Below are 25,725 nucleotides of genomic sequence, written 5' to 3'. Positions count from 1 at the left end.
GATGCTTGACATAAAACAAAATAAATCTTATGATAATAAAACATACAATATATATATGAAATAAAGGTTATAGAGGGAGATCATAGGATGAACACGAGAAAAATTATTTTATCGGCACTTATTTTACTTACGATGGCAGTTGCATTTGTAGGTTGTGGAAATGAAAAACAAGAAACAACTGCACCAAAAGAGAAGGAAGAGATTGTGGTTGGCGTTACGCCGGGCGCTAACGGTGAAATTATGGATTTCTTCCAGAAAGAAGCGGAAAAACAGGGCTTAAAAATCAAGGTAGTTGAATTTAGCGATTATATTACGCCAAATGAAGCTTTAAATAATGGAGAGATTGATATCAATGCGTTTCAGCACAAACCATTTATGGATAATGCAGTGAAGGAAAGAGGCTACAAAATTACCGATATTGGCAAAACAATTATTGCACCGATGGCATTATATTCACACAAAATTAAATCTTTGAATGAAATTCAAGAAGGCGATAAAGTAGCGATTCCAAATGATACGACCAATGGCGGCAGAGCTCTGTTGTTACTGCAAGAGGCAAACCTAATTAAACTAAAAGAAAATTCCGGGATTACCCCATCGATCATCGATATTGTGGAAAATCCGAAAAATTTGCAGATTATCGAACTGGAAGCGGCGCAGATCCCTCGTTCATTGAGCGATATGACTTTTGCCGCAGTGAATATGAATTATGCAGTAAATGCGAAACTCGATCCTAAAAAAGAGGCGATTTTGGTTGAATCGAAAGAATCTGCCTATGTAAACGTATTGGCAGTAAGAGAAGCGGATAAAGACAATCCTCAATTAAAAAAATTCGTTGAGTTATATAAAAGCGAAGCAGTGCACAACTTTATTTTAGAGCATTTCAAAGGTTCGGTTATACCGGTATTTTAATCATACTGTAACGTGATAAGGTATTGCATGAAAACGAAATAAAATAAAAATATCGAGGCTATAGCATGAAGATTAAAAAGATTGTATTACGTAAGATGGAAATGCCATTAAAAACAGCGTTTGAAACGAGTTTTGCAGCGATGAAGACGAAACGATTTCTGGTGATCGAGGTGCATACGAAAGAGCATATTGGGTATGGGGATTGTTCTGCATTGGCGGCTCCGTGGTATAGTGAAGAAACAACAGAATCGGCTTGGCATATCATTGATACCTTTTTGATCCCTGCGCTTTTCAGCACGGATGAAATTTCCCATCCGGAAAACATGCAAGCTGCGTTTGCCTGGATTCGTCGTAATCGTATGGCGAAAGCTGCTGTGGACTGTGCACTGTGGGATTTATATGCGAAGGAACAAAACATTTCACTTGCGAAAGCGTTAGGTGGAACCAGAGAAAAAATTGAAACGGGCGTCAGCTTGGGCATTCAAAAAAATCCTGAAGCACTGCTTCGCGTGGTAGATCAATATATGCATGAGGGCTATCGGCGTATAAAAGTTAAAATTAAGCCGGGCAAAGATCTAGCGTATTTATCAGCTGTTCGCAGAGAGTTTGGCGATATTATGTTAATGGCGGATGCCAATTCCGCTTATACCTTAGAAGATATTGAGATTTTTAAAGAAATCGATAAGCTCAATCTACTCATGATTGAACAGCCGCTGGCAAGCGATGATATCATCGATCATGCAAAATTGCAGCAAGCTTTAAATACAAGGATTTGCTTGGATGAGAGTATCCATTCTGTAGAAGATGCGCGCAAAGCAATTGAGCTTGGCAGTATGAAGACGATTAACATTAAAGTGGCACGTGTTGGCGGCTTGACAGAAGCAAAGAAAATACATGATTTGTGTCAGGCAAATGGAATTCCGGTGTGGTGCGGCGGCATGCTGGACACCGGAATTGGTCGTGCGCATAATATTGCAATCGCTTCATTGCCAAATTACGAGTTCCCGGGCGATGTTCCGGCATCCGATCGTTATTATGAACATGACTTTATGTCGCCATCCGTATGGATTGATCAGCAGGCAATGATCAAAGTACCTGAACAAGCAGGGCTTGGATTTACGCCTGTTGAGGAAGTCGTAGAACGGTTCACTTTAGAGAAAAAAGAATTTGTTCGCTGACAATAATGCAGATGGCGTGAAGAGGCTGTCTGCATTTTGTCTTGCGTATACATGCGGTTTGCTTCAGCGCGATTGGATAAAAATGACACAAAGGGAGCGTGATAGATGATGAAGGAACGAGCTTTTGCTTTTATCGACCAACATAGAGAAGATATGATAACCTTATGGCGCGATTTCGTCAATCATGACAGCGGCAATGGTGACAAAGCAGGGATTGATCTGCTGCAGGCAAAGATCAAAGAATTTTTAGAAGCGTTAGGCGCAGAGGTTAGGATTGTAGAGTTTGCAAAAGCCGGAAACATGCTGATCGCTGAAATAGGAGCCGAAAGAGAAAAAGCGCCGATTCTATTTTTGGGGCATATCGATACTGTGTTTAAACAAGGTGAAGCAAAGAAAAGACCTTTTACCATAAAGGAAGGAAAGGCATATGGGCCGGGTGTACTTGACATGAAGGGCGGTGTAGTTGCTTCTTTATATGCGGCTTGGGCACTGCAATCCGTCGATTTTTCGCATCGTCCGATTAAGATTCTCTTAGCCGGTGATGAAGAAAACGGGCATCAAAACTCCGAGGCTGCGGCAGTGATCGTGCAAGAGGCAGCCGGTGCAAGCGCGGTTTTCAATTGTGAAACCGGTTTTGAGGATGATGCCCTTGTCATAGGGCGAAAAGGGGTTGCGAATTTTACCATGGAAACCTTTGGCGTAGCGGCGCATGTAGGCAATCAGCCCGAGGCTGGGCGCAGTGCGATTGTGGAAATTGCGCATAAACTGCTGGAAATAGAAAAGCTTACGAATCGGCAGACGGGAATCTCCTTTAATGTGGGTGTGATCGAGGGCGGTATGGTTTCCAATGCGACACCGGACTATGCAAAAATAAAGATTGATATACGTTTTACAAAAGAAACGGATATTTCTATATTTCGCGGTCAGTTGCAAGAAATTGCAGGCCGAACTTATGTACAGGGAACGACGACGAAACTTACAGCAGGTGTTTGCTTTAAACCGATGGAAACAACGGCAGGCGTAGAAAAGTTATTTTCTTTGGTGCAAGAAACCGCGCAGGAGAATCACTTGGGCAAACTGTATGCGAAAACGGTTGGCGGTGCGTCGGATTCAGCCTACACTGTACTGAGCGGAGCACCTACTGTTTGTGCAATGGGGGTCAAAGGCGGGCGAAATCACAGCAAAGAAGAATTTGCAATTGTAGATTCTTTATTTGAACGCGCTAAATTACTGATCGCATCGGTGTTAAAATTGGCATGACCATTTGTGAAAGCGTAGGAACAGATTTGGCTTTTACTTGATATTTATTGTATTGATACAGCAAAATAAAATCGGCTGATGATCATGAGAGAAGTGTGATCGTCAGCCGATTTGTAGCTTAAAAGCCGATTTGATGAGAGGAAACGGCTAAATTATTGCGCAGATGGTAAGCGTATGTATTCATCGTTAACTGAATAAATACATATTGGTTGACGAATGTTTTTTGAATAGATATAATGGAAATTGAGTAGGAGAAAGGAAGTTCTATGATACAACTTGCAAAAGCTTTTTCACAATTGAAAGATGAAAAATATCATAATAGTTATATTGCGAAAGTAAACTATCAGCGGTATGCCGAAAATCGGACAACGGTTCCGCAGGTCGCGGTTGAAAAGGAGACGAGTCGTTTTCAGGTGCTTTCAGCTGCAGTATATGATGCGAAGCAGCAATTGATCGCGAAGTTGAGCATGACTCTTTTTCTGCATGTCACAATTCAAAGTTTAGATGAAAAGAGCGGTGTTCCCGACAAGGCAGTGGCGTGGAAGACTTTTCATAAACGAGAGATCTATGACTTTTCTCAAAGGGTTGGTGATATCAATACGATTCATTTGACGGAAAGACCGGTTGTACAGGGTTTATTGATTTTAGAAACGATCGCTCAATATTTCACTGCGTTTCGCGAGATAGAAATTAAATTTATGAAGCCGATCTATGCCGAAGATCCTGTATATCTTGAAAGTACGGAAACCGGCATGATTGGCTATAGCGACAATGCAAAAGTATTTCAAGCGATTATAAAATAAAAAGTAGGAGACGAAGTAGAGTGCATACGAGAGTTTTAACAAAAATAGCGATATGCGTAGCGTTATTAAGTGTTTCTGCGTATATTTCAATACCCTTGCCGTTTACCGCTGCGATGCTTACGGCATTGACAATTGTAGTAAATCTGATTGCCTTTGTTTTATCACCAAAGCAAGCCTTTATTACGCTTGCCGTGTACATATTATTGGGCGTCGTTGGCGTTCCCGTTTTTGTCGGCGGGGTGTCCGGCCCGGGTAAATTATTTGGCCCGACGGGCGGTTTTATTTTTGGCTATCTCGCAGCGGTGCCGTTGATGAGTTTATGTAAGGGGAAAACCAATAGTTTTAAACGATATATGGCAGTTGATGTTTTTATCGGCATGCCTATTATTTATCTTGGTGGAATGCTATCTATGTGCCTTGTACAAGATTTAGATATTTTTTCCACGCTCATCGTTGCAGTGTTCCCTTTTATTGTCGGCGATCTTGTCAAATCTGGAATTGCTGCGTATTTAGGTGTTAAATTAAATAGAGTTTTCTCAACTGAAAAAGGATGAGTCAAATGGAAAATGTTTATATTTTGGGCGGACTCCGCAGTCATATTGGTTTAAAAAATGGCATGTTTAAGCATGTGCTGCCGGAAGATTTAGGCGCATCTTTAGTAAAAGTGCTGATAGAAAAATATCAGTTAGAAAAGATAGATCAAATTATTTGCGGCAATGCTGTTGGGACAGGTGGAAACATCACTCGCTTAATGGCATTGAAAGCAGGCATCAGCGAAGAAGTTCCTGCATTTACGATTGATATGCAATGTTCTTCGGCTGGAATGAGCATAGATGTTGCTTTTGCAAAAATTCGCAGCGGGCAATGTGATGTAGTAATTGCGGGCGGTTTTGAGAGCAGCTCGTTGCAGCCATGCAGAATCTATGCAAAAGATGACGCCCGGTATGTTGCCGAAAATCCCGGCTATATGGTGGCACAATTCTCGCCTGAAGAAAATAACGAACTTGTTATGCTGCATGGTGCGGAGCGCGTGGCACAAAGAGAAAAGATGACGAAAGCGGAATTGGATTTTTGGACTTTGGAAAGTCATCGACGTGCAAATGCAGCGCGGGAAAATGCTAGACTCAGCGACGTCATTGTTCCTTTGTATGGCAGTTGTAAAGATGAAGGAATCCGGCCACGGATGCAGCAAAAATTGCTGGATCGCCTGCCGGCGCTCTTAGGGGCAGGATCACTGACTACAGCAGGAAATTCTTGTTTGACCAATGATGGTGCGGCGTTTGTAATACTTTGTTCCGAGACGTTTTTACACCAGAATGCAAGACAGCCGATGGCCCAAATCGTCCAAAGTTGTGCCATCGGAACGAATCCATTCTATAGTCCGGCAGGCGCAATGCGCGCGGTGGATAAATTGTTGGAGCTTGCTGGATTGACCTATGCTGATATTGCAAATGTTGAGCTCAATGAAGCCTTTGCTGTGATTGATGTTTTGTTTGCACGTAAATATCCGAAGCTTGTTGATTGTTATAATATATTTGGTGGTGCGTTGGCATATGGACATCCGTATGGTGCATCCGGTGCAATTATTGCTTTGCACTTATTAAAAGCGCTCGCGTATACACAGGGACTTTATGGTGTAGCGGCAATTGCAGGCGCAGGTGGGGTAGGTTCGGCAATTTTATTGAAAAGGGTGAAAGCGTAATGCATTATTTTACCTTATTAGAAACCATGGCGCGTAAACATAAAGATAAACTATTTCTGTGTGTGAATCAGCAAAACTATTCTTATGAAATGATATATTCTGCAGCGCGGCGTTTAGGCGAGAACATTGCGGCAAGGCATGCCGTTATTCTGATTTACTCAGATTGTCTGTTATTTCAGCTTGTTGCTTTCTTTGCGGTTCTAAAATCGGGGAATGTACCGATTATTTCACACTATGATTTGCCGCAGACTGCGTTAAAAAAACTTGTCCTGAAAAATCAGATCCGCTATATATTGTCTGACCAAGGACTCGCATTGGACTTCATTGTTGATACGCAAAACGTGCAGGATGCTTTTTTATCGACGACTTCAATTGATAAAGAAATGCAGGTGGCACCTGAAATTTGCATCGGTGTACTAAGTTCGGGATCAACGGATGTTCCTAAAGTGCTATTTCGTACCTATGAAAGTTGGGCGGATTTTTTCCCTGTGCAGAATCGAATTTTCCAATTGAATGCTGCAACTGTTCTATTTCTGCATGGCAGTTTTAGCTTTACGGGAAATCTCAATGCGGTACTTTCCGTTTTATATGAGGGCGGCTTGGTACTTGTAACGAATGTATTTCAGTGTAAAACGTGGCTGAAGACGATACAAGAATATCAGGTAACAGCGATTTATCTTGTGCCGGCAAAATTGAGGACCTTTCAGAAGTGCATTCATGAGCCGATCAAAAGTGTGACTATGATTTTTACAGGTTCACAGCTATTGTTTTCCAAGGTTGCAAAGTCGTTGAAAGAGATCTTTGTCCATGCGAATATCATTTTGTATTATGGAGCCAGTGAACTCAATTATATTACTTATATAGAATATGAAGCGTTATTAAACAATCCCTTGAGTGTTGGTAAACCTTTTCCCGGTGTCACTGTATCCATTCAGGATGGCTGCATTTACGTCGATACACCCTATCATATCTGGGGAATTGAGATGCCATACACAGTTGAGGACAAAGGTTATTTTTCTGAAGATCAGCAGTTGATTTTTTTAGGAAGACAGACGCAGATGATTAATAAGGGCGGTTTTAAGATAAGCTGCGTTAAGGTAGAAGAAGAAATCAAGAAAATACCGGGTATCCATAATGTTGCGGTGATCGCCTATGATGATGCCAAAAAGGGCAGCGAAATGGCGGCATTTGTTGTTTCTGATGCCGATCTAGATAAGGACTACATTCGTTCCGAGATAAAAGCAAATCTTATGAAATTGGAAATTCCTAAGAAATTTATTTTCTTGGATGCAATACCGCTTAATGATTCAGGGAAATTTGATCTGCAAAAATTAAAATCATTCGTAGAAAAGTAAATCATGTAATTTTATGGAGAACAAATTGACAGTACAGTATAAAAGCAATAAAAACAGGCTGATCGCCACGGAGAAATCGTGTTGATCAGCCTGTTTTTATTGTTAAAATAATAGACAAGAGTTTAAGAATGATATTTAAAGCCTTAAAATATTGCATAATATTCGCTTTTTTTACAAAACAATGCAAATTATGGTATAATTCTATTGTTTTGTAAAAAAGGAATTGTTTAAATATTAAACTGGAGGTATTAGGTATGGAGTCTTTAATAAATTCAAAGGAGAAATTTTACTTTATATTATCGTTGGTGATTAGTATTGTACTATATCTTTTGATGGTAGTTTCTATTGTTGGAATCATATATTTATTGATTGGTATTATGATAAGTTTTATTGTACATGGATTATTTATTGGAAATTTAAGAGGGAATGGGATTAAAATATCAGAAACGCAATTTCCGGAAGTTTATCATCTGTCCAAAGAAATTGCAAATAAAATGGGGATGGATGCAGCACCGGATATTTATATTATTCAATCCAATGGTATGTTGAATGCCTTTGCAACGAAGTTTTTAGGTAGATCGTTTGTAGTTTTATATTCAGATATTTTCGAACTGGCTTACAAACAAGGTGAAGCGGAACTCGCTTTTATCATTTGTCATGAGTTTGCGCATCTCAAAAGAAAACATGTAAGCCGGCGAACGATTCTATTACCGTCGATGGTTATTCCGTTCTTATCACAATCTTATTCCAGAGCTTGTGAGTATACTTGCGATAGTTTTGCGGCGCATTACCAGCCAAATGGTGCGGAAAATGGTTTGCTTATTTTGGCAGTTGGCAAGCAATTGTATCAAAAAGTTAACATTCAAGAATACATAAATCAAAGACAAAAAAATAGCGGTTTTTGGGTGAGACTTTCTGAGTTATTGTCTACGCATCCTGATTTGCCAAAACGAATCCAGAATATTCAAAGGCATATTAAAGGGAAAATGACACTAGAGTCTAATTCTGTAGACTCAAATACATCTTCATCTGCCTCGTCTCTAAGTTCATGATGAATTTACACAGGATCTAAGGGAATGTCAAATTTGAGAAGTTTACTTGTATAGCTATTTCTCAAATGAGTGCTTCAGATCAAGAAGATAGTTGGATATGATATTGGAATCCATATAAAAATTTCTCGATAAAATAGAAATACGTAATCAAAATCCAACAGGCTGATCGCCACGGAGAAATCGTGTTGATCAGCCTGTTTTTTTAGTATTCTTTTGTCTCATATGCTGCACTAATCGCCTCTTGCATCATTGGAAGGGTAGCATTTTCTGTCCATAAGTTAAAATAGCATGGATAGACGGTTTTGCAGTGTTCACATTCTAGATATTGTTTAGATTCTTTCTGCGTGCGGTTATCGTACATATAAGGAAGCAGTTCCTTCGTGTTATGAATTCCGGGTGCATTTTCATCGATTTGATAAGAATATTCATAGGTGGCTTGATATTTTAACGTAAAATGACTTCCATTACAAACTGGGCAGATGATCCGGTTTTCTTGCGACATAGTTTCACCTCTATTTTGAGCATTAGCTAGAATCCTTGGCTTTGTAAAAGTATGACTTTTATTATGTCCATAAAATAACAGGTACATGCTTATCATTTGGAAATGTAACTAGTGGTATAGCTGCTACATAAAAATGACGTGAAGTTCATCTTCACGTCATTTTTACTCTATATTATTACCGGAACATGGATGCCATGCCGGTAATAATTAATGCGTTGGCAAAGTCAATCAGAAAGGCACCTACCAAGGAGACAATCATGATTGCTCTAGGTGCGGACCCGTATTTTTCTCCTAAAGATGCCATATTTACTAAGGCATTTGGTGTAGCACCTAACCCGAAGCCAACCATCCCTACAGATACTTGTGCAGCGAAGTAGTTGCGTCCCATGATGAAGAAAACAACGAACCAGCAGAATAACGCCATTAAAATAATTTGACCAATTAAGATAATGAGCAAAGGAATTGCCAGATGAATGAGTTCCCATAATTTAAGCCCGTTAATTGCCATTGTCAAATATACAGCCAATGAAATATCTGAAATGATTTCAAGAGCGCCGACATTGATTTGATAAGTCTTTGAGATATCACCGAAATTTCGGAATGCAGCTGCGACGAGCATGGCACCAATATAACTTGGCAGTGTAATACCTGCTTTCGTTAAATAGAAACTTAAGATGGAGCCTAGACCCATTGCAACGAGTACGAATCCCAATGTTTTTAATAAACCATCTCCATTGGTTCTGACTTCTTCGCCCTCTATATGCACATGATCGGTTGCTAAATCTGTGACACCCGTTTGTGCAGGTGTAGAGATCTTATATTTTTTGATTAACGATTCTCCTAATGGACCACCCATCAGACTACCTGCGACCATACCAAAGGTTGCGCATGCGATTGCAGCGGTGGTAGCACCAGTCACGCCCCACTCTTCAAAAAGAGGACCAAAAGCACCGCCGGTTCCGAGACCACCCATCAACGTTACAGCACCACTGATGATACCGAAGAGTGGATCTATGCCAGTTGCTTTAGCGAGCGCTATACCAAGCGCATTTTGGAGGAGTGCCAGTATGATTGCTAATACAAAGAAAATAATTAATGGCATTCCGCCTTTTTTTATGAGCGTGACACTTGCACCCATACCGACTGTACAGAAAAACATAATCATAAGAGCAGTTTGCATCGAAGTGTCTAAATCAAATCCTACAATTCCCTGTGTGCGAAGAAAAGTGGATAAACCAGCAAAAATTAGACCACCTATGACGGGTGCTGGAATACTAAGACGCGTTAATATTGGAATTTTGCGGCGAATCAATGCCCCAAGAAAGTACATAACGATAGCTAAGGCAACAGATTGAATCATGTTAAGTTTGTAAATTAAAAGACCGTTTACGATACTAGATTCCATAGTATATCTCCTTTTCATTTTAGTTTCATTTCTGGGTCTAGTATACTAGGAAATCTACACTTGAAAGATTGCGGAGCCTTTTTTGAAGGAGCAGCAAGCTACCTTTATTATCACCAGTATAATCCAAAAATAATACATAAATATTAGCTGTAACAATTTTGTTATGCGTGTAGTTTATTGTTTACACATTTACAAAACTGTATCAGCCTTGATACTATTATAGTTTTACGTTACAATAGAATCAAATACATATATTAATATAAATGATATAACTAAATGGTTATAAGAAGGTGTGTCATGTTTAGAGGGAAAGAATATATTTATGAAGTATATAAGGAACAAAGTTTTTCTAAAGCCGCACAAAATCTCTATATTAGTCAGCCTGCGTTAAGTGCTTCTATTAAAAAAATCGAAAAGCGGCTTGGTTTTGCTATTTTTGATAGGAGCAGTAATCCTGTGCATTTAACGGATGCCGGTACTGAATATGTAAAATCTATAGAAAAAATTATGGATATAGAAAATCGATTTGAAAATTATCTTAGTCATTTAAATCAATTAAAGACTGGACGGCTTTCACTGGGAGCAAGTAATGTATTTGCTTCTTTTATCTTGCCTGAAATCATCACGAAATTTACAGACAAATATCCTCTAGTTAAAGTAAATTTAATAGAGGCAAATAGTAATCAGTTGGAAGAAGAGTTATTTTCGGGTACATTGGATTTTATATTTGATAATAATCCTCGCAATGAACTCATCTATGAAGAGCATTTTTTTTATCGGGAATGTTTAATTTTGACTGTACCGCAAAAATTTTCTTCGAATCGACTTGCGCGTGAATATCAACTATCAATTCATGATATTCGGAAAGGTGTACATTTAAAACCAGAAATAAAACCTGTACCACTAACTTTATTTGCACAAGAACCCTGTATTTTTTTAAGAACAGGGAATGATACACGAATTCGTGCGGATAAAATTTTTCAAGAATGCGGGATAACACCTAAAGTTGCATTAGAGCTCGATCAACTGGCGACTGCTTATAATGTAGCTAGCTCCGGCATGGGAATTACAATTATCAGCGATGTTCTAGCGCAAAAAACAAACTACGCAAATATGCTGTACTATAAAATTGGCAGCACGTATGCGTTTCGCGATGTTTTTTTCTACAATAAATTGAATAAATACATTACCAAAGCTATGGAGGAGTTTATTAAAATAGCTAAAGTGTTGTAGGTGAACAAGGTTTGCTATAAAAGGGACATCGCATTAAAAATGCGGTGTCCTTGTCATTTGCGTACTCGCCCTTTTCCGGGAAAATACTTCCGAAGGATGAAAAGATACTTTCTTTGTGCTCTAGATCACAGAGATTGATTCTCAAGTGCAGTATAATGAGGATAACAGAAAGCAATCTATGAAAAGAAAGTCGTTTTGAAATGCAGTTACTAAAGTGTCTGTAAAAACTACGGAACTTGTATTGCTATAGTGGGAAGCGTGTATTTGTTACTTGGATATTATGTGATAGAAGGAGGAAGAACATGGAGAAGAAAGTGCTTGATTTGAAACAAACTGTTTATACGTTATGCAGCGCAAACCCGGAAATTATTTCGATCTTAGAAAAGATTGGTTTTTCAGAGATCGCCAAACCTGGAATGCTGTCAACTGTGGGGAGATTTATGACGATTCCGAAAGGAGCTGCAATGAAAGGCATACAGATGGAAGATGTGAGACAAGCTTTTCTTGCGCATGGATATATGGTAAAGGAGGGAGACAAATGAGTGCCGAGATTAATAATAGAGAATATCGTCAACACGTTTTAAAAGAATTACTGTCACAATTGCATGATGGAAAAGATGTTGAAGAAATTAAGGCCAAATTTATTGCTGTATTTGGCAACGTATCCGCTGATGAGATTGCACGGGCAGAGCAAGCTATAATGGATCAAGGTGTGCCTGTTACGGAAGTGCAGCGCCTTTGTGATATCCATGCAGCGGCCTTTGAAGGCTTGATCGCAGAAAGTCATCACAATAATTTTTTGCAGATACCCGGACATCCGGTGCATACGCTTAAACGAGAGAATGAAGCAATTGCAAAACTCGCGGGGGAATTGCAAGTACAAATCAATCGAATACCAGATGGAGATGCAGAAAAAATTTTAGAAGAAGGTTTGATCAAATTAGCGGAAATTGATCGTCACTATGTTAAAAAGGAAAATTTATTTTTCCCTTATATGGAACAGCATGGTATAACGGCACCGCCTAAAGTTATGTGGGGGAAACATGACGAAATCCGTGATCTGTTAAAGGAAATCAAGACGAAGATTCAAACGGACGGTGCAGATTCATTGAAAGGGCAGATCAAGGAACTTTTAGACAAAGTAATTGAAATGATCTTTAAAGAAGAAAATATACTTGTTCCGATGCTGTTGGAGAATTTTACGCAGGATGAATGGAAAGTCATTGCAGATGAGAGTTTTGATTTGGGACATTGTTTAATTGACGAAGTGCCCGTATGGAATCCAACCATAGAAAAGAATCCACAGTTACCGATACAAGAACGAACTATGGCAAATGGGGTTACATTACCGACAGGCGTACTTAAAATGGAAGAGCTTGTAGGTATGTTAAATAATTTGCCCGTTGATATTACCTTTGTGGATAAAGACGATACGGTTAAATATTTTTCACAAGGTGCAGAGCGTGTTTTCCCTAGAACAAAAGCGATTATTGGTCGTAAAGTATCTAATTGCCATCCTCCGGCGAGTGTTCATATCGTAGAAAAGCTAATAGAAGATTTTAAAGCGGGACGGAAAAATAGAGAGGATTTTTGGATACATATGGGGGAAAAATATATTTTAATCTGTTATTTTGCTGTAAGAAATGAAACCGGTGCGTATTTGGGCGTTTTAGAAGTAACACAAAATATCCAACCGATTCAGATGATCGAGGGTGAAAAACGATTGGCAACAGATTGATAAGAAAGAAATTTAGAGAGGAAGGTAATAAATCATGAGTACAAAATATTTAAAAAATATCGAGGCAGAAAAGGTAGTGGAGCTTTCTAACTTAGTGGAATATCAGCAAGGGCAGGTTGTAAGCCGTACATTAGTGCAAAATGCAGCAGTGAGTGTGACGTTGTTTGCCTTTGATGAAAATGAGGAAATCAGTTCTCATACTTCTGGGGGAGATGCGATGCTGACTGTTCTAGAAGGAGCCGCTCACATTACAATCGGAGGCCAAGAATATTCTGTAGATGCAGGAAAAACCATTGTAATGCCAGCAGGTGTTCCGCATGCTGTACTGGCGGATGGAAAGTTTAAGATGTTATTAACCGTGGTGTTCCCGAAACCATCTATTTAAAATTTAAATCCTCGGTTGGTGTGACCAAGCTAGAACCGCTAGGCCGTCAAAAAGTGAAAAGAACGCATGTGAGTTCTTGTGCTAGTTGGCAGCCTGGCGTGTACTAGTTTTTTTCTTTTATAATAAGGGCTCTTGTCAAAACTTGCTTTGCTCGCAAAGTTTGTTTTCTAAAAATTGGAGGAGATATTTATGCGTAATCTAGATATGTTAAAAAAACAACATAGTGAGATCTTAGAATTGGTTAAAAAGATTGAAACACTTACACGACAGGATGTAAAAGATGTTGCGAAAGAAATCGCTTTCCATATCAATGCATTATCAGGTAAATTAAAAGTGCATTTAATGTCTGAAGATAAATTTTTATACCCCGATTTAATGAAAAACCAAAATGAAATCGTGCGAAATACTGCGCAAAAGTTCAATGAAGAAATGGGTGGCCTTGCGGATACTTTAAATACGTTTGTTCAGCAATACAATACATATTCTAAAATTCTTCAAAATGAAAACAGTTTTAAATCAGAAAGCAAAACGATCTTTCGTGTGATTATGGATAGGATGCACCGTGAAGATCATAACCTATATCTTTTAATTGAAAAATGAGACCGCGTGCGCAATACGATTGCGGTTTTTTACAATGTAAGATGTAATAAAAAAGAAGATGTATAGGAGAATGTGCTGTGAATAAAATCAAGTTGGAACAAATAGCGATACAGAAAATGCTGCGAATCTATTGTAAAAATAAACATGGACAGAAAGAGGGACTATGTGAAGCATGCACGGCGTTATTGGCAGAAGTAAACAAACGTCTGCCCAATTGTCGTTTTGGTGATAAAAAACCAGCCTGCGGAAGCTGCCGAATCAATTGCTACCGCGGTGATAAATTTAAAGAAATTACGCAAATTATGCGTTATGCAGGTCCACGCATGCTACTATATCATCCGATTTTAACCATACAGCATTTAATCGATGTAAGATTTCGCAACAAACGCTAGTAGTGGACAAGGGGACGGTGGTTGTGTCTTGTGAATTGGAAATAAAAGTGATATGATAATTCTGAGGTGTTGATATGGTGAGAATTGCTCGAGTGAAAAGTGATAGCGGAATCTATCATGTAATGATCAGAGGGATCGATAAGCAGACCATATTGGAAGATGAAGAAGATCATCAAAAATTTTTAGATATATTAAAAGAATGTAAGGTATTAAGCGGTTATAAACTATATGGATATTGCTTGATGGGAAATCATATACACATATTGTTGAAAGAAGAAGAAGAAAATTTAGAAAAAATCTTCAAGAGAATAGGTGCCAGATATGTGTACTATTACAATTCGAAATATAAAAGAAGTGGACATTTATTTCAAGATCGATTCAGAAGTGAGCCAGTCGAGGATGATAACTATTTACTAGCAGTGTTGAGCTACATTCACAACAATCCGGTTAAAGCTGGCTTAAGTCAAACGGCTGACCAGTACCGATGGAGCAGTTATCATTCATATTTTCAAGTGAATGATTTCATTGATGCAGCGTTCATTTTAGAGATGATAGATCGGGAAACTTTTATTGGTCTGCATCAACAGCAAGATGAGGAGACCATTTTAGACGTAAAAGAAGAACGTTTTAAAATGACGGATGAAGAGGCAAAAATAGTGATCGAAGAAATCAGCGGTTTAAAGAATAGAAGCGATTTTTTAACGCTAAGTACTTTAGAGCGAAATGCATGTATTAGAAACATAAAGAAATGTGGTTTATCTATTCGGCAAATCGCTAGGGTGACTGGCTGGAGTAAGGGAATTGTTGAAAAAGTCAGCAAGACAGAACCACCGTCCCTTTGTCGATGAGAGGAGTGTATATGAGTTTTAGGGTAAGAGATGAGTTATTGGCGGATATAAGTAAATATTCGGAAATGGGGAGAAAGCAAAAAAAGAGAGCAGATAGAATCAGTAATGTGAGGCTGTTGATCATCGTGTTTGGACTTGGGCTGACCTTATGGTTCTGGAAAATTGATCAGTCTCTTTATAGTACCTGGACGTTGCTGCTAACTTTTTTGACGTTTGGTTTCTTTGTGAAGAAACATCAAACTATATTATGGAAGTTAAGACGAATTGAGTGCTTTCTTGCTATAAATCAAAAAAACTTAGCTAGAGTGGATGGCAGCTGGGTGCAGTTTAAGGACGATGGAAAAGAATTTATGAATGCAGACCATCCTTTTGTCAACGATCTAGATATCTTTGGTCCCAAATCTTTGTTTCAGTGGTTGAATATTACGAATACGTTTTATGGAAGACGGATTTTGCGTAAAGTGCTGGAGGAACCTGAAACTGATATTGAAAAAATCCTTGTACGACAAAATATGGTGCAGGAATTCGTAAATAAGAAAACATTTGTTGAGAAATTACAATGCGAGGGAATGCTGGCAAAGGGCAGTGAAAATGATCCGGAAGCATTGCTGAACTATGCAAGCAGTTCGAAGACATTATTTCAGCATAAATGGATAAAAACAGGACTTCGGTTTGTTGCCGGCATCACGATGCTGTCGATCATAGCGAGTTTTTTTCAGGTTGCGATTCCTCTTTATGTACCGATACTGCTCATATTGTTCCAAGCATGTATTACATTGCTCGGGTTTACTAGAATTTCTTCTATATTAAATATGTTGCAGCAATTTAAAAAGCAAATTAAAGCCTATGAAAAAATGATAAGTATAATTGAAGAGACAGAATTTGACGATATAAATTTGCTTACGATAAAACAGACGTTGATCTTGAATAAAAATTCTGCTTCAGCAGTTATGAAACAATTGGATCATATTACGGAAGCGGCTGATATGCGTTATAATTTTGTCAGTTATATTCTTTTAAATTTTTTACTCCTTTGGGATTATCATTGTGTTTTCGCTTTAGAAAAATGGAAGAAGGAATATGGAAGTCAAATCGAGCAGTGGTTTTATACAATTGGCGATATAGAGGCACTTTCAAGTTTATCCGTGATTGCTCGGTTGAATCCGCAGTGGAACTATCCATCATTTACAGAGAAAGAAATCACTTTTTCCGGACAAACCTTGGGACATCCTTTAATTCAGGAAGAACGACGGGTTTGCAATGATATTGAGATGAATCAAGAAATATGTATCATTACCGGTTCAAATATGTCAGGAAAAACCACAATGTTACGAACCGTTGGAATCAATCTTGTGCTGGCTTATGCTGGTGCGCCAATTTGCGGAAGGGCGTTAAAATGTTCAATTATGGATATTTTTACTTCCATGCGAATTCAGGATGATTTAGGCAACGGAATATCGACGTTCTATGCAGAATTGTTGAGGATAAAAATGATCATAGATCGTTTAGATGAGCGGCGTAAAATGATTTTTTTAATCGATGAAATATTTAGGGGAACAAATTCAAATGACAGAATCACGGGTGCAATGCAGGTTTTGAAAAATCTCAATAAGTCGTGGGTTTTGGGACTTATTTCTACACACGATTTTGAACTATGTGCATTAGCAGATGATCCTCATTTACAAATTACAAATTATCATTTTACTGAAAGCTATGTAAACGATAAGATCCTTTTCGATTATAAAATGCGCCCTGGGCGATGTAATACTACAAATGCGAAGTATTTAATGAAAATGGTAGGAATTGATTTGAAATAAAAAGCAGGTGAAATGATGCGGTGTAAAAAGTTTTTATTGCATACGATTGTTATGTGTATGATTTTGTTTATAGGGGTACCTTCGGTTAGAGCGGCGGATTTACAGGAGCTTGTAATTCTTTCGGTTAATGATTTTCATGGGAATTTGATGGAACATGACGATGTGCCAGGATTAGCAAAATTGGCGGCAGTGCTAAAAAATGAGAAAAAGCAAGCGGAAGGTAAAGCGGTATTATTAAGTGCCGGTGATATGATGCAGGGAAGCGTGGAGTCGAATCTCACGTTAGGAGCTCCTGTGATTGCTGCAATGAATGCATTGGAATTTGATGCTATGGCGCTTGGCAATCACGAATTTGACTGGGGCATAGAAACACTGCAAAAACGCAATTCGGGGGCACTTTTTCCATTTCTAGCGGCAAATATGGTGGATGAAAAAGGGATGCTTGCATCTCATGTGAAACCGTATACGATTGTGCGTCGTAATGGGTTAAAGCTAGGAATCATCGGGTTGACGACGCCGCAGACCAAAACCATAGCGAATCCAAAATTTATGGAAGGCATCACGTTTACAGATGGTGCACAGACCGTCAATAAACTTGTTCCGGCATTGAAAGCAAAAGGAGCAGACATGATTGTTGTTTTGGCGCATATGGGCTCAGTTTCGGCAGAAGATGGAACTCAAAACGGTGAAATCATTGAACTGGCAAAACAGGTAACAGGTGTTGATCTGATTGTCAGCGGGCATACGCATCAGCTTGTAAATACAAAAGTCAATGGAATTCCGATTGTACAGGCAGGGAAAAATGGCATTGCTTATAGTAAAGTAAAAATAACATACGATAAAAAAGCAAAGCAAGTAGTTTCTGTTATGCCCGAAATCATGCAAATAGATAAGGATAAAGTGGAGGCAGATTTGGAGTTTGCCAATTACATAGAGTATATTGATACTAGAGTGAGTCATTTGAAAAATGAAAAGGTCGGTGAAGCAGCGGTGGATTTATGGCATAATCGCTATGCGGAATCTTTGCTTGGACAATATGTCACTGACGTAATGCGCAAGCACGAACAGGTTGATTTTGCCGTAGTCAATGGTGGCGGTTTGCGTCATGAAATCGCGAAAGGTTTTGTCACAAAGGGCGATTTGTATGCAGCTATTCCTTTTGATAATGTTGTCGTTAAGACATCGATTACAGGACGAGAAATGAGAGATTTGCTGGAATACGGATTAGGCAATAATGGATATGGGCTTTTGCAATTTTCTGGTGTATCAGTCACTTTTGACGGCAGTCAGGCCGAAGGCAGCCGAGTCACGCAAATTTTGTTACCGGATGGAAGGCGCATTGATCCTGATACAGCGTATACGATAGCAACCATTGATTTCGTTGCGGCAGGCGGAGATGGTTTTACCGTATTTAAAGGTAAACAAATTGTCAGTGAAGGAATTTTACTGCGTGATATCTTGCAAGACAGTTTTTCAGGTGACGAAGTGATCCGTGATAACTTAGATGACCGACTGATTGTTCTGCAGACAGACCTTTTGGCTGGGTAATGATGTTAAGCTTTCACAAGACATAGGGGAAAGTGGGGATTGTTCTGCTTAATTTACAACACATGCATCATATTGCAATCATCGTATCTGATTATGAGAAATCAAAACATTTTTATGTTGGACTATTAGGGTTTAAGATTATTCGAGAGAATTATCGTCCAGATCGTGAAGATTATAAATTGGATTTGAAATTTGGTGAGAGTGAATTAGAGATCTTCTGTATGAAAAATCCGCCGAAACGACCCACTCCAGAGGCATGTGGTCTTAGGCATTTAGCTTTTAAAGTGGAGTGTATTGAAGCGGTTATTGCCGAGTTAAATGCGAAAGGGATTGATACGGAACCCCTTCGCATGGATGCATTTACGCAGAGGAAAATGACATTTTTTAAAGATCCTGATGGATTACCATTGGAACTACATGAATAAAATATTTTGCCGTTAATAGCTGAAATGCAGTGTTTTAGAAAGACGTTGTTTTTTATTGACGGTATGCAATTATAATGTAAGCTCAGTTGGATTTTGTTGCGCCCAGTGACGAGAAAAGATGAATTTTGATCGCATTTTTTTAAGTAAACTTGTGGTATAATAAAGGAAAATTTGTAAAAGAACAGGTTGAAGTTATAGATGGAAAAGTCAAATATTTTAGATAAACTAAAAGAACAGGAAGGTTTGCTAACGAAAAGTCAAAAAATTATCAGTCAATATTTAATAGAACATTATGAAGAAGTTGCTATGATGTCGGCTGTAGAATTTGGTGAAAAGGTAAATGTAAGTGATGCAACGATTAGCCGATTTGTACGTTCTATAGGTTTTGCTAATTTTTATGAATTTAAGAATTACTTGCGTGAACAAATTAAAAATTTTGATTCGCCTTATAAACGTGTTGTGAAATTACCAGATCTTGCAGTAGAAGAGGATGCGTATGCAGCGACAAAAGAGCTTTTGATTAAAATCGGAACAAAAGATTTGCAAAATTTAACGCATTTGATGGAAAAGCTAGATATTCTTTTGTTAGAGCGTGCTGTACATGCGATTCATCATGCAAGAACAATTTACTTGATGGGGCTTGGATCAAGTTCTACCTTGATTGATTTTTTTATATTGCATTTGCGGCGTATGGGGTTTCGCGTGATTCCTGTGTCAGAGGGCGGGAATTATAACTTAGAGAAAATGATTGGTATGGATGCTACAGATTTATTAATTGCAACAACATTTCCTCGATATTCAAAGGCTACGTATGATGCAATCGTCTATGCGAAAAAAAAGCAGGCAACGGTGTTGACGATTATGGATAGTAACTTTTCTGCAATTAGTAGTTATAGTGATATTGTAATACCCTTAGAAACGGATAACATTACATTCTTTAACTCTTTAGTAGTGCCAATGGCATTGGGAAATTGGATTATTATGATGCTTTTTGCCAAGGATAAAGAACGAATTCAAGAAAATGTGCGGGAAAATACAAATAATACGGTTTTGTTAAATACAAAAATATAGGATATTTAAAAATGGCGTTTTTTCGTTGTTTTCTAAGTTACCAACATAAAGATAGTATATGTTTACAGTCTGAATGGAGTTTCGCAATAAAAGCGGAAACTCCATTTTTTGATTTTTAAAATAACGATAAAGGAATTTTTTACGTGGTGGTAGGTTCATTAAAAACTTTATAAATAGACGCTAGTAGAGAAATTTTATAGTTTGTTTTTTAATTGTATATTGTATACATAAATAAAAATGAAGGAATTTCTACAAATGAAGACGAAAATGTCGGAATGTGCAAATAAAACACACAAATGAAAGGTAAAAATCTACAAAAGAAGGAAAGGGAGAGCGAAATGTTAGGTATTATCATTGGTCTTATTGTAACAGTTGTTGTTGGGTACCTTGTTGTGAAGAAAAAGAAGGCCCAGACAGTTCTGGTGATTGGAGGTTTATTTTTAATGGCTGTTGCTGCCATGATGGGACATCCGCTGTTGGATGCCAAGAAAACGACTGGTTTTATTATTTTCGATATGTTTAAGTATATTGAAAATATCATGAGCACAAGAACGGCAGCCTTAGGATTATTAATTATGGCTGTTGGTGGATATGCGCGTTATATGGACGCGATTGGAGCGAGTAAAGTATTGGTAAGGTTAGCAATACATCCACTCAGCTATTTTAAGTCGCCGTATTTGGTATTGGCGTTAAGTTATGTTCTTGGACAGATTCTACATTTTTTCTTGCCAAGTGCAGCTGGGCTGAGTGTATTATTGATGGCAACCATGTTCCCTGTCTTGATTAGCTTGGGGGTCAGCAGATTATCGGCAGCAGCGGTAATTGGAACAACCGCTTGTCTTGATTTAGGGCCTGCATCAGGGAATTCAGTATTGGCAGCGAAAAATGCTGGATTAGAAGTTGCGACATATTTTACAAATTATCAAATTCCAGTAGCAATTCCGGCTATTTTGACAGTTGCTATTTTACATTTTTTTGTACAAAAATATTTTGATAAAAGAGAAGGTCATTTGATAAAACCATTAACGGTGACGGCAAATAAAGCAGAGGATAGTGAGGAAATTCCGCCAATGATCTATGCGTGTCTGCCGATCATTCCTTTAATTTTAATTTTGGTATTTAGTGATTTGTGCATACCGTCGATCAAAATGACAGTGGTAACAGCTATGTTGATTTCAATGGCTGTATCTATGGTCTTTGAGTTTGTTCGTACGCGAGATATGCAAAAAGTGTTTGGGAGTATACAAGTGTTTTTTGATGGAATGGGCAAACAATTTGCGACAGTTGTTACGTTGATTGTTGCAGGCGAAACCTTTGCATATGGATTAACTAAAATTGGTGCAATTGAAGGTTTAATTCATCTTGCACAGGACGCTGGATTTGGGATTGTTGGGATGACGATTGTTATGTCTTTGATTATTATGCTTTCTGCTATTGTCATGGGATCTGCAAATGCTCCGTTTTTTGCTTTTGCGGCTTTAGCGCCTATTGTAGCAGCAAAAATGCAAGTTATGCCTGTATTGATGTTGCTTCCGATGCAGCTTACGGCTGGAATTGCGCGCAGTGTTTCACCAATTACAGCTGCGATTGTTGCGGTTGCAGGTATTGCAGAGGTATCTTCGGTGGATATTGTAAAACGTACAGCGATTCCAATGGCAGGTGCTTTTATCGTGATGATGATTAGCACATTCTGCTTATTATAATGAGAGAAGAGGGAGTCATATGAAATTTTGTTTAGAAACTTACTTGAAAGAATTAGAATATTTAGTAAATACAGATAGTGCAACACGTTGTCCAGGTGGGACAGCAAAGATTGCAGCATTCTTTGCTGAAAAGTTTGAAGCACTTGGATGGCATGTAACGTATCATCGCTTGCATGATGAAGTGGGGCCTTGCCTTGAAATTTGCAATAAGATCAGTGATCATTATGATATCTTATGTTTAGGACATATGGATACGGCTTTGCCAATCGGTGCACCTGAAAAACGTCCATTTTCTATTGATGAAGATGGGATTGCACATGGTCCGGGCGTCGGCGATATGAAGTCTTGTCTTTTATCTATGTATTATACCTTAGCAGATTTGCAGGAAGAAGGATATTTGGATCATGCAGCAGTTTGTTTGTCTTTGAATAGTGATGAGGAAATAAGTTCAATTTATTCGCGTCCATTGTTAGAAAAACTAGCAAAAAAATCTTCTTACAGCGTTGTGATTGAATCTGCGCGTAAAGATGGCAGTTTGGTAAATCAGCGCCGTGGCGTAGGTCGATATACGTTAAAAGCAAGTGGGGTTGCAGCGCATTCCGGTGTGAATCCGCAAGATGGAAGCAGTGCAATTCATGAATTGGCAAATTGGATTGTTGAGTTGCATAAATTAAATGATTTAGAGCATGGAACTTCGATTAATGTAGGCGTTATTCGCGGCGGCGTTGGCCCTAACACGGTCGCTGCAGAAGCAGAAGGTCTAATGGATCTACGTTTTTCAGACGAAAAAGTCCCAGAGATTTTAGAAAATAAGATGAAAGAAATGCAGCAAAATCCTTTCACTAAAGGCGGGGCAAAAATAGAAGTACTTGGTGGAGTTACACGGCCGCCAATGAATCCAACAGCCGATACTTTATCCTTATGTGATGAAATCGTCAAATTATCAGAGCGTATTCAGGTTCCGATTCATTGGACTTCAACAGGTGGCGGTGCGGATGGAAGTTTCACTGCAATGCATGGTGTACCAACGATTGATGGTGTAGGTCCGGTTGCCGGGAATGCGCATAGTGAACGGGAGTATATGGTTGTTGATTCCATTGAACCACGCTATCGATTATCTAAAGAAATCATTCGTCATATTTTACAGAGAAAAGTTAAGGGATAAGAATTTTCAATTGCTTAAAAATATCTATGATGAAATAAAAATATAGGTTTAAATTAGCATCCATTCCATAGAATTGTAAGTGTGAAAACTGGATTCTATTGACAGTATATTCTATATACTATAAGATGGAAATGCTAACGATAGATCATCCGCTCGGAAAAGAGTAGGAAAAAGTTAAATGAAATGAAGCCTTATTGTTAGAGAAATTAAACAATAAGGCTTCATTTTGTTTAAGGATGATTCTTGCTTTAAGTTTGTGGCATGATTTAAAGGAGCAGCAGAATAGTATAGTAGTGGGACAAAAAAATAAAAGGAGAGTACATATGAAACAGGTTGATTTTACGAGTCACGAAATTCATTTGCCGGAGCTTACGCTTCGAGGAATGTTGCTCGGTATGTTAATTACGGTTGTTTTTACGGCATCGAATGTTTATTTAGGGCTAAAAGTGGGGCTTACATTCTCTTCATCGATTCCGGCCGCGGTAATTTCTATGGCCATATTAAAGATGTTTAAAGATTCTAATGTTTTAGAGAATAATATGGTACAAACGCAGGCATCAGCAGCAGGAACGCTTTCAGCAGTTATATTTATTATTCCAGGCTTGCTGATGATTGGCTATTGGCAGGGGTTCCCTTTTTGGCAAACTTTAATGGTCTGTGCATGCGGTGGTAGTCTTGGGGTTTTATTTACAATTCCACTCCGTCGTGCAATGATCGTTGACAGTGATTTACCTTATCCGGAGGGGTTGGCAGCTGCTGAAATATTAAAGGTAGGTAGTGGCAGCGGTGCTAAAAGTGAAAACAATGGGATTAAAGACATTATGGCCGGTGGAATTGTTGCAGCATTTATCAGCTTATGTTCAAATGGATTTATGATTTTATCGTCAGGTGTTAGCTATTGGTTCTCATTTGGGAAAATAACGTCTCAATTGCCGATTGGTTTTTCCTCGGCCCTGCTTGGTGCAGGCTATTTGATTGGTATTGGCAGCGGGATTGCGATGCTTGTAGGACTTGGATTGTCGTGGGGTGTCTTTGTTCCGTACCTCACTTCGCTATTAACTCCTGAAGCTGGGCAGAGTGCGAGTGCTTTTGCTTCAAGTGTTTGGGCACAAAAAGTGCGGTTAATGGGGGCAGGCGCGATTGGTATTGCTGCGATATGGACATTGATTACGCTAATGAAGCCTATCTTGGATGGTATGCGTATCTCTATTCAGGCAATGCGTCGGGTGGAAGCTGGGAAAGATCTGCATCGTATGGATACGGATTTATCTCCGAAAGCAACTGCGGTGATTTTTGGCGTCATTGTAATTGGATTGATTGGTACTTTTTATTCTTTCATCGTCGATGCAAATCTGCCAGCGGCAAGTAGTTGGTTGTTTGTTCTTACAGGTGTTATTGTCGCAATTTGCATGGGATTTTTTGTAGCTGCGGCGTGTGGCTATATGGCGGGGTTAATTGGAACGTCTGCTAGTCCGATTTCGGGAATTGGTATCTTAGGAATTATCATGTCTTCTCTTGTCGTATTAGGTGTCGGAACGGCTGTAAGCGTATTTGACACGCAAACAGGAGTCAAATTTGTTACGGCCTTAGCAATTTTTATGACAAGTGTAATTGTCAGCATCTCTGCGATTTCAAATGATAATATGCAAGATTTGAAAACGGGATATCTTGTTGGTGCAACGCCATGGAAACAGCAGGTTGCTTTATTGCTGGGCAGTATTATCGGAGCTTTTGCGATTGCCCCAGTCTTGAACTTATTATATCAAGCGTATGGGTTTGCCGGCGCGATGCCGCGGGTAGGCATGGATGAGGCGCAAGCTTTGTCAGCACCGCAGGCTACTTTGATGACGACGATTGCACAAGGAATTTTTAGTCATAATTTGGATTGGAATTATATTATGATTGGAATTGGCGTTGGGGTGATCATTATTATTGCGGATGTGTTGTTAAAGAAGAATTCGGCAAAGTATTGCTTGCCGCCATTAGCTGTAGGTTTGGGGATTTATTTGCCGCCTACTTTGGTAATGCCGCTGATCATGGGCGCCGTTGTGAGTTATTTTGTGCATCGGTATTTACATGAAAAAGCTTCAAGGAAAAAGGTCAAAAATGTCAATGAGGCTGTGGAAAATGTCAATCGACATGGTGTTCTTTTCGCTTCAGGTCTCATTGTTGGGGAAAGTTTAATGGGTGTTATCATTGCGATGATTATTGTTTTTTCTGTTACTGGAGGTGGCAGTGATGCACCGCTGGCGATCGTAGGCAAAGAGTTTGGTGCTACGGCGGAATGGCTTGGGTTGCTAGCTTTTATCGCAATGATTGCAATACTTGTGTATCGTGTGATTGGTACGAAGTTTCAAGAAGATTGATCATGGGTGTACTTTGAAAACGAGATGAACTAGAGTAAAAACTTCTCTAATTTTGTGCTGTAGCAGCATGAAAGGAAAATATAAATTTTATATTGGCATCTGTCTTTTGATTGAAAAACTGGCTCCGCTTTTTAGCAGAGCCAGTTTTCTATTAGAGTAGGAATGTTTGCGATGTGTTAAGGTTTTTCATCGATGGTATTCTAAGCGTGGATATGTGGTTGTGGAAACTTTTGTATACTAAAATGTGCTTAGTATTGTGGTAAAG

Annotated in this window: 24 protein-coding genes; 22 read left to right on the top strand and 2 right to left on the bottom strand. The window is 38.8% G+C overall.

From position 1 onward, the window contains the following. The first annotated feature begins 87 nt into the window (after positions 1–87). The 8 genes from BN6559_RS05010 to BN6559_RS04975 all read left to right on the top strand — a co-directional run bounded on the left by BN6559_RS05010 (position 88) and on the right by BN6559_RS04975 (position 8,262). Complete coding sequence (locus BN6559_RS05010; RefSeq protein WP_110953717.1) at positions 88–912, top strand: MetQ/NlpA family ABC transporter substrate-binding protein; 825 nt, start codon at positions 88–90, stop codon at positions 910–912. Between the two features lie 65 nt (positions 913–977). Then, on the top strand, positions 978–2,090 hold the full coding sequence (gene menC, locus BN6559_RS05005) for an o-succinylbenzoate synthase (RefSeq protein ID WP_110953716.1): 1,113 nt from the start codon (positions 978–980) through the stop codon (positions 2,088–2,090). A 105-nt stretch (positions 2,091–2,195) separates the two neighbouring features. After that, positions 2,196–3,350, top strand: coding sequence for a M20 family metallopeptidase (locus BN6559_RS05000; RefSeq protein WP_110953715.1), 1,155 nt, complete (start codon positions 2,196–2,198; stop codon positions 3,348–3,350). A gap of 266 nt (positions 3,351–3,616) precedes the next feature. Then, on the top strand, positions 3,617–4,153 hold the full coding sequence (locus tag BN6559_RS04995) for a hotdog family protein (protein WP_110953714.1): 537 nt from the start codon (positions 3,617–3,619) through the stop codon (positions 4,151–4,153). Between the two features lie 20 nt (positions 4,154–4,173). Continuing rightward, positions 4,174–4,707 carry a biotin transporter BioY gene (locus BN6559_RS04990; RefSeq protein WP_110953713.1) on the top strand — a complete coding sequence of 178 codons (534 nt, stop codon included), beginning with the start codon at positions 4,174–4,176 and terminating at the stop codon, positions 4,705–4,707. A 5-nt stretch (positions 4,708–4,712) separates the two neighbouring features. Next, positions 4,713–5,855, top strand: coding sequence for a thiolase family protein (locus tag BN6559_RS04985; protein WP_110953712.1), 1,143 nt, complete (start codon positions 4,713–4,715; stop codon positions 5,853–5,855). Next, positions 5,855–7,210, top strand: coding sequence for an AMP-binding protein (locus BN6559_RS04980; protein ID WP_110953711.1), 1,356 nt, complete (start codon positions 5,855–5,857; stop codon positions 7,208–7,210). The genes BN6559_RS04985 and BN6559_RS04980 overlap by 1 nt, the downstream gene beginning before the upstream one ends. A gap of 254 nt (positions 7,211–7,464) precedes the next feature. After that, positions 7,465–8,262: a M48 family metallopeptidase gene (locus BN6559_RS04975; RefSeq protein WP_110953710.1), complete on the top strand. Its 798-nt coding sequence runs from the start codon at positions 7,465–7,467 to the stop codon at positions 8,260–8,262. Between the two features lie 202 nt (positions 8,263–8,464). Here the strand turns inward: BN6559_RS04975 and BN6559_RS04970 are convergent, their stop codons facing one another. After that, complete coding sequence (locus tag BN6559_RS04970) at positions 8,465–8,764, bottom strand: hypothetical protein (RefSeq protein ID WP_110953709.1); 300 nt, start codon at positions 8,762–8,764, stop codon at positions 8,465–8,467. 175 nt (positions 8,765–8,939) lie between these two features. Beyond that, positions 8,940–10,169 carry a sodium/glutamate symporter gene (gene gltS, locus BN6559_RS04965; protein WP_110953708.1) on the bottom strand — a complete coding sequence of 410 codons (1,230 nt, stop codon included), beginning with the start codon at positions 10,167–10,169 and terminating at the stop codon, positions 8,940–8,942. Positions 10,170–10,466: 297 nt separating this feature from the next. Here gltS and BN6559_RS04960 point away from each other — a divergent pair, with 297 nt between their 5' ends. The 14 genes from BN6559_RS04960 (at position 10,467) to BN6559_RS04895 (ending at position 25,460) form a co-directional block, all read left to right on the top strand. Further along, a complete protein-coding gene (locus tag BN6559_RS04960; RefSeq protein ID WP_110953707.1) occupies positions 10,467–11,402 on the top strand; it encodes a LysR family transcriptional regulator in 936 nt (311 codons plus the stop codon). Positions 11,403–11,704: 302 nt separating this feature from the next. Then, positions 11,705–11,944: a DUF1858 domain-containing protein gene (locus BN6559_RS04955; RefSeq protein ID WP_110953706.1), complete on the top strand. Its 240-nt coding sequence runs from the start codon at positions 11,705–11,707 to the stop codon at positions 11,942–11,944. Continuing rightward, positions 11,941–13,140 (top strand): DUF438 domain-containing protein, encoded by a 1,200-nt coding sequence (locus BN6559_RS04950; RefSeq protein WP_110953705.1) that lies wholly within the window; start codon positions 11,941–11,943, stop codon positions 13,138–13,140. The genes BN6559_RS04955 and BN6559_RS04950 overlap by 4 nt, the downstream gene beginning before the upstream one ends. A gap of 34 nt (positions 13,141–13,174) precedes the next feature. Continuing rightward, positions 13,175–13,525, top strand: a complete 351-nt coding sequence (locus tag BN6559_RS04945; protein WP_110953704.1) for a cupin domain-containing protein — start codon at positions 13,175–13,177, stop codon at positions 13,523–13,525. 189 nt (positions 13,526–13,714) lie between these two features. Further along, positions 13,715–14,125, top strand: coding sequence for a hemerythrin domain-containing protein (locus tag BN6559_RS04940; RefSeq protein WP_110953703.1), 411 nt, complete (start codon positions 13,715–13,717; stop codon positions 14,123–14,125). A gap of 77 nt (positions 14,126–14,202) precedes the next feature. Beyond that, on the top strand, positions 14,203–14,517 hold the full coding sequence (locus BN6559_RS04935) for a nitrous oxide-stimulated promoter family protein (protein ID WP_199883751.1): 315 nt from the start codon (positions 14,203–14,205) through the stop codon (positions 14,515–14,517). A gap of 74 nt (positions 14,518–14,591) precedes the next feature. Continuing rightward, positions 14,592–15,365: a transposase gene (locus tag BN6559_RS04930; protein ID WP_110953702.1), complete on the top strand. Its 774-nt coding sequence runs from the start codon at positions 14,592–14,594 to the stop codon at positions 15,363–15,365. A gap of 11 nt (positions 15,366–15,376) precedes the next feature. Beyond that, positions 15,377–17,182 (top strand): MutS family DNA mismatch repair protein, encoded by a 1,806-nt coding sequence (locus tag BN6559_RS04925; protein WP_199883750.1) that lies wholly within the window; start codon positions 15,377–15,379, stop codon positions 17,180–17,182. Between the two features lie 12 nt (positions 17,183–17,194). Continuing rightward, a complete protein-coding gene (locus BN6559_RS04920; RefSeq protein WP_110953701.1) occupies positions 17,195–18,730 on the top strand; it encodes a bifunctional metallophosphatase/5'-nucleotidase in 1,536 nt (511 codons plus the stop codon). A 32-nt stretch (positions 18,731–18,762) separates the two neighbouring features. After that, positions 18,763–19,155 carry an SMU1112c/YaeR family gloxylase I-like metalloprotein gene (gloA2, locus tag BN6559_RS04915; protein WP_234407810.1) on the top strand — a complete coding sequence of 131 codons (393 nt, stop codon included), beginning with the start codon at positions 18,763–18,765 and terminating at the stop codon, positions 19,153–19,155. Positions 19,156–19,353: 198 nt separating this feature from the next. Further along, positions 19,354–20,226: a MurR/RpiR family transcriptional regulator gene (locus tag BN6559_RS04910; RefSeq protein ID WP_110953699.1), complete on the top strand. Its 873-nt coding sequence runs from the start codon at positions 19,354–19,356 to the stop codon at positions 20,224–20,226. 338 nt (positions 20,227–20,564) lie between these two features. Beyond that, on the top strand, positions 20,565–21,929 hold the full coding sequence (dcuC, locus tag BN6559_RS04905; protein WP_110953698.1) for a C4-dicarboxylate transporter DcuC: 1,365 nt from the start codon (positions 20,565–20,567) through the stop codon (positions 21,927–21,929). Positions 21,930–21,948: 19 nt separating this feature from the next. After that, the gene (locus BN6559_RS04900; RefSeq protein ID WP_110953697.1) at positions 21,949–23,094 is read left to right on the top strand and encodes a M20 family metallopeptidase; all 1,146 of its coding nucleotides are present in this window, start codon (positions 21,949–21,951) and stop codon (positions 23,092–23,094) included. 323 nt (positions 23,095–23,417) lie between these two features. Beyond that, positions 23,418–25,460 (top strand): OPT family oligopeptide transporter, encoded by a 2,043-nt coding sequence (locus BN6559_RS04895; protein WP_110953696.1) that lies wholly within the window; start codon positions 23,418–23,420, stop codon positions 25,458–25,460. The last annotated feature ends 265 nt before the right edge of the window (positions 25,461–25,725 follow it).

Origin of the sequence: Massilibacillus massiliensis (assembly GCF_900086705.1) — a bacterium.
GTDB lineage: Bacteria > Bacillota > Negativicutes > FLKF01 > FLKF01 > Massilibacillus > Massilibacillus massiliensis.
Note: the sequence above shows the minus strand (reverse complement) of the source record. Positions and strands in the feature narration are given on the sequence as shown.

Bases quoted from the DNA above. Each gene is read 5' to 3' on its own strand.
- BN6559_RS04900 (WP_110953697.1), top strand. From the start codon at position 21,949: ATGAAATTTTGTTTAGAAACTTACTTGAAAGAATTAGAATATTTAGTA.
- BN6559_RS04980 (WP_110953711.1), top strand. From the start codon at position 5,855: ATGCATTATTTTACCTTATTAGAAACCATGGCGCGTAAACATAAAGAT.
- BN6559_RS04945 (WP_110953704.1), top strand. From the start codon at position 13,175: ATGAGTACAAAATATTTAAAAAATATCGAGGCAGAAAAGGTAGTGGAG.
- BN6559_RS04940 (WP_110953703.1), top strand. From the start codon at position 13,715: ATGCGTAATCTAGATATGTTAAAAAAACAACATAGTGAGATCTTAGAA.
- BN6559_RS04975 (WP_110953710.1), top strand. From the start codon at position 7,465: ATGGAGTCTTTAATAAATTCAAAGGAGAAATTTTACTTTATATTATCG.
- BN6559_RS05000 (WP_110953715.1), top strand. From the start codon at position 2,196: ATGATGAAGGAACGAGCTTTTGCTTTTATCGACCAACATAGAGAAGAT.
- BN6559_RS04925 (WP_199883750.1), top strand. From the start codon at position 15,377: ATGAGTTTTAGGGTAAGAGATGAGTTATTGGCGGATATAAGTAAATAT.
- BN6559_RS05010 (WP_110953717.1), top strand. From the start codon at position 88: ATGAACACGAGAAAAATTATTTTATCGGCACTTATTTTACTTACGATG.
- BN6559_RS04960 (WP_110953707.1), top strand. From the start codon at position 10,467: ATGTTTAGAGGGAAAGAATATATTTATGAAGTATATAAGGAACAAAGT.
- BN6559_RS04995 (WP_110953714.1), top strand. From the start codon at position 3,617: ATGATACAACTTGCAAAAGCTTTTTCACAATTGAAAGATGAAAAATAT.
- BN6559_RS04950 (WP_110953705.1), top strand. From the start codon at position 11,941: ATGAGTGCCGAGATTAATAATAGAGAATATCGTCAACACGTTTTAAAA.
- BN6559_RS04930 (WP_110953702.1), top strand. From the start codon at position 14,592: ATGGTGAGAATTGCTCGAGTGAAAAGTGATAGCGGAATCTATCATGTA.
- dcuC (WP_110953698.1), top strand. From the start codon at position 20,565: ATGTTAGGTATTATCATTGGTCTTATTGTAACAGTTGTTGTTGGGTAC.
- BN6559_RS04895 (WP_110953696.1), top strand. From the start codon at position 23,418: ATGAAACAGGTTGATTTTACGAGTCACGAAATTCATTTGCCGGAGCTT.
- BN6559_RS04920 (WP_110953701.1), top strand. From the start codon at position 17,195: ATGATGCGGTGTAAAAAGTTTTTATTGCATACGATTGTTATGTGTATG.
- BN6559_RS04985 (WP_110953712.1), top strand. From the start codon at position 4,713: ATGGAAAATGTTTATATTTTGGGCGGACTCCGCAGTCATATTGGTTTA.
- BN6559_RS04910 (WP_110953699.1), top strand. From the start codon at position 19,354: ATGGAAAAGTCAAATATTTTAGATAAACTAAAAGAACAGGAAGGTTTG.
- BN6559_RS04955 (WP_110953706.1), top strand. From the start codon at position 11,705: ATGGAGAAGAAAGTGCTTGATTTGAAACAAACTGTTTATACGTTATGC.
- menC (WP_110953716.1), top strand. From the start codon at position 978: ATGAAGATTAAAAAGATTGTATTACGTAAGATGGAAATGCCATTAAAA.
- gltS (WP_110953708.1), bottom strand. From the start codon at position 10,169: ATGGAATCTAGTATCGTAAACGGTCTTTTAATTTACAAACTTAACATG.
- BN6559_RS04970 (WP_110953709.1), bottom strand. From the start codon at position 8,764: ATGTCGCAAGAAAACCGGATCATCTGCCCAGTTTGTAATGGAAGTCAT.